Source organism: Saccharopolyspora sp. 7B, from assembly GCF_020177435.1.
GTDB classification, from domain to species: Bacteria; Actinomycetota; Actinomycetes; order Mycobacteriales; family Pseudonocardiaceae; genus Saccharopolyspora_C; species Saccharopolyspora_C gregorii.
This window is the reverse complement of record NZ_JAIUKC010000183.1, coordinates 1-6,806: the sequence shown is the minus strand read 5'-3', so window position 1 is coordinate 6,806 and position 6,806 is coordinate 1. Positions and strand designations below refer to the sequence as shown.

The window sequence follows — 6,806 nt, the reverse complement described above, 5'->3', positions numbered from 1 at the left end:
GTGCGGGCCCGGTCGGAGGGCCCGCACCGCGGGGGACGTGGCCGCGGCTCAGGTCGCGGGCAGCACCAGGGCGACCGCGCCCGCGAGCACCCCGCCGATGATCGGCCCGGCGACGGGGACCCAGGAGTAGCCCCAGTCGGCGGAACCCTTGCCGCGGATCGGCAGCAGCGCGTAGGCGATGCGGGGGCCGAGGTCGCGCGCCGGGTTGATGGCGTAGCCGGTGGGCCCGCCGAGCGAGGCGCCGATCCCGATGACGATGAACGCGACGGCCGCGTAGCCGAGCGCGTCGTTGCCGAAGCTGAAGGCGCCGTCGTCGCCGCGGCCGGAACCGGGCGTCTGGATGATCCACAGCACCAGCACGAAGGTGCCGATGATCTCGGTGACGAGGTTCCACGGCGCGTTGCGCACGGTGGGGGCGGTGCTGAAGATCCCGAGGGTGCCCGCCGGGTCGTCGTGCGTGTCGAACTGCAGCTTGTAGGCCGCCCAGCACAGCGCGGCGCCCAGCGTGCCGCCGATGATCTGGGCGACGACGTAGACGGGCACCTGGCTCCACGGCACCTGGCCGTCGACGGCGAGGCCGAGCGTGACGGCGGGGTTGATGTGCGCCCCGGTGGGTTCGGCGATGCTGGCGCCCGCGAACACGGCGAAGCCCCAGCCGAAGTTCACCAGCAGCCAGCCGCCGTTGTTGCCGAGCGCCTTGCGCAGTGTCACGTTGGCGACGACGCCGCACCCCATCAGGGTCAGCACGGCCGTGCCCATCAATTCCCAGAGGAAGATCTCACCCAGACTCATGTCCCAGGTCCCCTCGTCGCGGCGCCATCGGCGCGGTCGGGTGTGCGTTGCTGGTCCGGCTGGGCGGGTGGTGCCGGATGGCACGCCGCGCTGATCCGCCCCGGGATGAGCGCGCCGGTTCCGCGCCGGGGTTCCGCGGGCCGCTGGACGGCCGCGGATGTCGCGAGCACGGGCACGTCGACCTCCTCCATTGGAGCCGCTTCGGCGGCCGGACGCGCCGAAGAACATGGTCACATTAGGCATGTGAAAACAAACATTGCAATAGCTTTGCGATGGTGTTTTTATCGCGATGTACGGTGAACTCGCTGTGTCCGGGATTCGTGCGGTGAGGCACGACCGTCGGGCAGGGGTTCGGCTAGGAGGATGGGCACCCAATGGTGGAAGTCCCCGCAGGGGATGTGGCGGTGAGGGGGACGACGATGTCCGCTACGTCGGGTCGGCGCCCGTCCGGCAAGCAGCAGGACCGGCGGCGCAAGATCACCGAACTCGTGATGGCGGAAGGTTCGCTGCGCATCGACGACCTGGTCTCGACCGTGGGCGCCAGCGCCATGACCGTGTACCGGGACTTGGCCGACCTGGAATCGCAGGGCCTCGTGCACCGCAACCGCGGCTACGTCTCCGCGGCCTCCTCGCTGCTCTACGAGGCGGCCTCGGAATACCGGATGCAGCAGAACGAGGCGGAGAAGGACGAACTCGCGAGCGCCGCCGCCGAACTGGTCGAACCCGGCCAGGCGCTGGTGCTCGACGACTCGACCACCGGGGTCTACCTGGCTCGGCGGCTGCCGGAACGCGCACCGCTGACCGTGGTGACCAACCACCGCGGGGTGTTCGGCGAGCTCGCCGGGCAGCAGGGCGTGCACCTGATCTCCATCGGCGGCGACTACCTGCCGTGGGCGGACGCGTTCGTCGGCGGCATGGCGCTGGACGCGCTGCGCGGGCTGCGGGTGGACCTGGCGATCATGTCCGTCTCCGCGGTGACCGACGGCATCTGCTGCTACCCGCAGCAGGAGATGGTGCAGATCAAGAAGGCGATGCTGGCCGCGGCCAGCCGCCGGGTGCTCTACGTGGACCACACCAAGTTCCGCAGGCGCGCGTTGCACGCGGTCGCGCCCGCCGAGGACTTCGACATGGTGATCGTCGATTCCGCCACGCCGGAGGCCGACGTCGAGGTCCTCGTCGAGCGCGGCGCCACGGTCCGGCGCACCGGCGAGATCCAGCAGGACCGGGCGAAGAAGGATCTCGCCACGGCAGGTCAGAGCAGCAATGGCGCGGCAGGCGTGCAAGGCGCAGGCCGGGCATGATGACCACCGCGGAACGCGCCGACGGGGTGCGGGTCGGCGGTGATCGGGATTCGAGCGAGGAGGACGCCAGGTGTCCCACGACGAGAAATCAACCGCGACGACCGGTGCCACCGACGCCACCCGGGCCTCGGAGGAGGCGCAGGGCAGGCTGGGGCCGGGCGACCGCGAACGCAACTGGAACAGGCTGGGCTCGGAGGAGTTCGACGTCGTCGTGATCGGCGGCGGCGTCACCGGCGCCGGCGCCGCGCTCGACGCGGCCACCCGCGGGCTGCGGGTCGCCCTCGTCGAGGCGCGCGACCTGGCCGCCGGCACGTCCAGCCGCTCCAGCAAGCTCTTCCACGGTGGCCTGCGCTACCTGGAGCAGCTGGAGTTCTCGCTGGTCCGCGAGGCCCTGCGGGAGCGGGAGCTGATGCTGACCCGGCTCGCGCCGCACCTGGTGAAGCCGGTGCCGTTCCTCTACCCGCTCAGCCACCGCGTGTGGGAGCGGCCGTACACCGCGGCCGGGCTGCTGATGTACGACACGATGGGCGGCGCCCGCTCGGTGCCCGGGCAGAAGCACCTGTCCCGGGCCGGTGCGCTGCGGATGGTGCCCGCGCTCAAGCGGGACGCGCTGATCGGCGGCATCCGCTACTACGACGCGCAGGCCGACGACGCCCGCCACACCATGACCGTGGCCCGCACCGCGGCCCGCTACGGCGCCGTCGTCGCGACCTCCACCCAGGTCACGGGCTTCCTGCGGGAGGCCGACCGGGTCGCGGGCGTGCGGCTGCGCGACGTCGAGACCGGCGCCGAGACGGAGGTCCGCGCCCAGACGGTGATCAACGCGACCGGGGTGTGGACCGACGAGCTGCAGCGCCTCTCCGGCAGCCGCGGGCAGTTCCGGGTCCGCGCCAGCAAGGGCGTGCACATCGTGGTGCCGCGGGACCGCATCGTCTCCGAGGCCGGGATGATCCTGCGCACCGAGAAGTCCGTGCTGTTCGTCGTGCCGTGGGGTGGCCACTGGATCGTGGGCACCACCGACACCGACTGGAACCTGGACCTCGCGCACCCGGCGGCGACGAAGAAGGACATCGACTACATCCTGGAGCACGTCAACACGGTGCTCGCCACGCCGCTGACGCACGCCGACATCGAGGGCGTGTACGCGGGGCTGCGGCCGCTGCTGGCGGGGGAGAGCGACGAGAGCTCCAAGCTGTCCCGGGAACACGCGGTCGCCCGCGTCGCGCCCGGCCTGGTCGCCATCGCCGGTGGCAAGTACACGACCTACCGGGTGATGGCCGCCGACGCGGTGGACGCGGTGGCGCCGGACCTGTCCGGCCGCGTCGCGTCCTCCATCACCGACCGGGTGCCGCTGCTCGGCGCCGACGGCTACCACGCGCTGGTGAACCAGGCCGACCAGATCGCGTCCGCGCACGGCGTGCACCCGTACCGGATCCGGCACCTGCTGGACCGCTACGGCTCGCAGGTGCACGAGGTGCTCGCGGCCACCGCGGACCGGCCGGAGCTGCTCAAGCCCGTCCCCGGCGCCTCGGCCTACCTGCAGGCCGAAGTGGTGTACGCGTGCACCCACGAGGGCGCGCTGCACCTGGAGGACGTGCTGACCCGGCGCACCCGCATCTCCATCGAGTACCCGCACCGCGGGGTGGAGTCGGCGGAGCCGGTGGCGCGGCTGATGGCCGACGTGCTCGGGTGGGACGAGGAGCGCGTCGCCCGCGAGGTCGAGGTGTACACCGCCCGCGTCGAGGCCGAGCGGGACTCGCAGACGCAGCCCGACGACGAGGCCGCGGACGCGAAGCGCTCCGCCGCCCCCGAGGTGCGGGACCGCATCGAGGAACCCATCGCCTGATCGCAGCGACCAGGTGACCACGGGCCGCTCGTCCACCCGGACGGGCGGCCCGTTCCGCGTCAGCGGGCCAGCTCGGTCAGCAGCTCGTCGACGTGGGCGATCATCCGGCGGGTGTCGGCGGGCGAGACGGTGCTCCAGGAATCACCGGACGGCGAATCCCGGCGCAGCTGCGCGTACCGGCCGTGCGGGGTGTCGAAGAACCCCACGACCCGCGGCGCCCGCACCCGGCGGCCCAGCCGGTCCCGGGCGGCGGCGCCGAACTGCCCGCGCGCCCCGGCCTCGCGGACCATCGAGGTGAGCATCTCCGCGTCGTCGCCGCGCACGCCGCGGCGGACCAGCTCGCCCTCCAGCGCTTCGGCGTTCCCGCCTGTCGCGGCCGCGGCGGCGTCGAGGTCGGCGCTGCGCACCGTCACCGATCGGCCCGGCCCGGCGCCGAGCACCGGCAGCACCGAGGCCACCTCCCGCACCAGTCCGGCCGCCGACACCGGCCGCAACGTCAGCGCGTCCTCGTCCTTGACGACCAGCACCGCGTCCGCCCCGCTGCCGTCCGGCACGCCGGAGGCGGCGAGCACCCGGAGGCTGCGGCCGAACCAGGTCCGTCCGTCCACTTCGGACTCCGGGTGGGCGAGCAGCCGCAGCATCCGGTCCAGCGCCGGGTCCAGCTCCCGGCGGTCGCCGAGCTGCTTGGCGCCCATCGACCGCCACGCCGAGTCCGCCAGCTCCGCGCGCTCCGTCCAGGTGCGACCCGGCGAGGGCACCCGCAGCACCAGCGGCATCGTCTCCAACTCCAGGTGCTCGACGAGCACGTCGAACTCCAACGCGGACAGCCGGACCGGGCCGGCACCCGCGAGTGCCGAACCGCCGATCATTGACCGGGATCTCCGCCGATGACCGGCCGGGACAGGGTCTGCGGTGCGTCGAAGAAGCCGGTGCCGCCGCCGACCTGCTCGGTCACCGAGCGGTCCACCGGGTCGTCGTCGCGGCGCCGCGCCCGGCCCCCGCCGGAACCGGTCGGGTGCGTGCCGCGGCCGCGCTCGCCGCCGCGCCCCGCCGTACCGCGCGCGGGCTGCCTGCGCGCGCCGCCGGGGGTGGTCGCCGAACCGGTGCCGCCGCGCGGGGCGGGCACCGGGGCGCCCGCCCAGCTGATCGTGATGTTCGGCTGCTGCAGGCCCTTCGCCGCGCCCGGCGGGGGGACGTGGGCGTCCACGACCACCTGCGGCGGCGGCGCGAAGGAGGCCAGCGAGGTCGTGTTGGCCCGGGTGGAGGCCTCGTAGGTGCGCATCACCTCGAACGCGCGCTGCTCGGCGGCGTCCCTGCGGGACTCCTGCACCTCGTAGTCGGTCTGCCCGCCGAACAGGTGCACCAGCCCGGTGATCGCGGTGCCCGGGTCCTCGGTGGTCAGCGGCTGCGGCTGCGGCATGTCGGCGCGGGCCTTGCCGACGAACGAGGCCTGCTGCTCGGTGCGGTCCCGCATCGACTCGGCGGCCTGCTGCGCCTGCACGGCCCACTCGCCCAGCGGGCGGATCCCGCCGCGGGCGTTGTCGGCGGCTTCGCCCTGCCAGCCGGACATCGCGGAGCTCAGCGCGGCGGCGAGATCGCCGTCGATCTCGCCGAGGGTGCGGGTCAGCTCGCTCCAGCGGCGCACCGAATCGGTCGACGCGTCCGCGCCGGGGCCCTGGTGGATCTGCTCGTAGAGCTCCTCGTGGCGGTACCCCTGCCAGCGGTGGTCGCTCATCGGGTTCCGCCTCCCGTCGCACCGGTCACGGTCAGCACCCTCCCCCGAGCCGCACCGCGTTCACGTCGTCGGTGTCCTGGTAGTGCTGGTTGGCCAGCTGCAGGGACTCGGCGGCCGATTGCAGCTGGTCGCGGTAGCCGCACAGCGCGGTCAGCGCGTCCTGGTCGCCGCCGACCGAGCGCTCGTTGAACTGCTCGGCGGCGGTGCTGCTGATCGGGTCGCCGGCCCACGGCCGGATGCGCAGCTCGGTGATCGCGTGCTCGATCTCCACACCGACCTGGTCCAGCGAGGACTGCAAGGCGTTCACGAGGCTCGGGATGGCGGCGGGTTCGACGCGCATGGAGCCACCGGTGCCGGGGGTTCCCGGTAGGGCGGTGGAATCCGGCGAGCCGTCCCCCGACGGCGAGTACAGCGGCACGGGGTTTCCCTCCCACGGGTAAGACGTCCGCGCTCACTCTAATCACTATTCATCACCGTGGGGAGTGCTCCAAACGCGGTGAGTATCAACGCGGTTGGGCCGCGGGGTCCAGTCGCGTTGCGCCGGACGCCCGCGATCACTCCGTCGGACGGGGGCTCATCAGCGGCTCCGAGGAGCCGCTCGTGGACCCGTCCGCGGAGGGATCCGCGGACGTGGTGGCGGATTCCGAGGTCTCCGGTGCCGGGTCGGCCAGCGAGGCCACCGCGTTCTCGGCGACCAGCTGCGCCCCTTGGCACAGGGCGTCCAGCGGCGGCGCGGGCTGCCCACCGTCGTCGCGGTAGAGCACGTCGAGGTGCTCGCCCTCGGCGAGGTCCACCGCCACGTTGCAGGACAGGTCCAGGTCCGGAGTCTTGATCACGAGCGCCGGGAAGCCGTGCACCACCACCGGGGTCGCCTGCACCTGCGCGGTGTCGTCCGTCCACACGCTCATCGACTCGGTGGTGATCAGCGACAACCGCGCCCCGACCTTCGCGGTGGTGTTGCGGAAGCTGCACGTGGGCGCGTCGCCGAAGCCGCCCTCGGTGTCGGCCAGCGGGTCGCGGTCGAACCCGAGCTGCCCGCGCTGCGCGGCGGTGAGCAGTTCGCACGGGTCCACACCGGACATGCTCAGCTCGTAGGGGCGCGGCGGCGGTGGCGGGGGCGTGCTGGTGGTGG

The 6,806-nt window shown here is 73.2% G+C and carries 7 protein-coding genes; 2 read left to right on the top strand and 5 right to left on the bottom strand.

Annotated elements, in window-relative coordinates; translation table 11 throughout:
* Positions 1-48 precede the first annotated feature (48 nt).
* The gene (locus LCD33_RS24720) at positions 49-792 is read right to left on the bottom strand and encodes an MIP/aquaporin family protein (protein ID WP_224978344.1); all 744 of its coding nucleotides are present in this window, start codon (positions 790-792) and stop codon (positions 49-51) included.
* Positions 793-1,211: 419 nt separating this feature from the next.
* Here LCD33_RS24720 and LCD33_RS24715 point away from each other — a divergent pair, with 419 nt between their 5' ends.
* Together LCD33_RS24715 and glpD are read left to right on the top strand one after the other, a co-directional pair.
* Positions 1,212-2,093, top strand: coding sequence for a DeoR/GlpR family DNA-binding transcription regulator (locus tag LCD33_RS24715; protein ID WP_224961508.1), 882 nt, complete (start codon positions 1,212-1,214; stop codon positions 2,091-2,093).
* A 148-nt stretch (positions 2,094-2,241) separates the two neighbouring features.
* Entirely contained in the window at positions 2,242-3,939 is a 1,698-nt protein-coding gene (glpD, locus tag LCD33_RS24710; protein WP_224961512.1) for a glycerol-3-phosphate dehydrogenase, read from the top strand.
* Between the two features lie 59 nt (positions 3,940-3,998).
* Here the strand turns inward: glpD and LCD33_RS24705 are convergent, their stop codons facing one another.
* The 4 genes from LCD33_RS24705 to LCD33_RS24690 form a co-directional block, all read right to left on the bottom strand.
* The gene (locus LCD33_RS24705) at positions 3,999-4,808 is read right to left on the bottom strand and encodes an ESX secretion-associated protein EspG (RefSeq protein ID WP_224961506.1); all 810 of its coding nucleotides are present in this window, start codon (positions 4,806-4,808) and stop codon (positions 3,999-4,001) included.
* Positions 4,805-5,674, bottom strand: a complete 870-nt coding sequence (locus LCD33_RS24700; RefSeq protein ID WP_224978343.1) for a PPE domain-containing protein — start codon at positions 5,672-5,674, stop codon at positions 4,805-4,807. Before LCD33_RS24700 ends, LCD33_RS24705 begins: the two co-directional genes overlap by 4 nt.
* Before the next feature lie 31 nt (positions 5,675-5,705).
* Positions 5,706-6,014 carry a hypothetical protein gene (locus tag LCD33_RS24695; protein ID WP_224961502.1) on the bottom strand — a complete coding sequence of 103 codons (309 nt, stop codon included), beginning with the start codon at positions 6,012-6,014 and terminating at the stop codon, positions 5,706-5,708.
* Between the two features lie 214 nt (positions 6,015-6,228).
* Positions 6,229-6,806 (bottom strand): DUF3558 domain-containing protein (locus tag LCD33_RS24690; protein WP_224978342.1); only part of this gene is annotated, 578 nt, incomplete at its 5' end.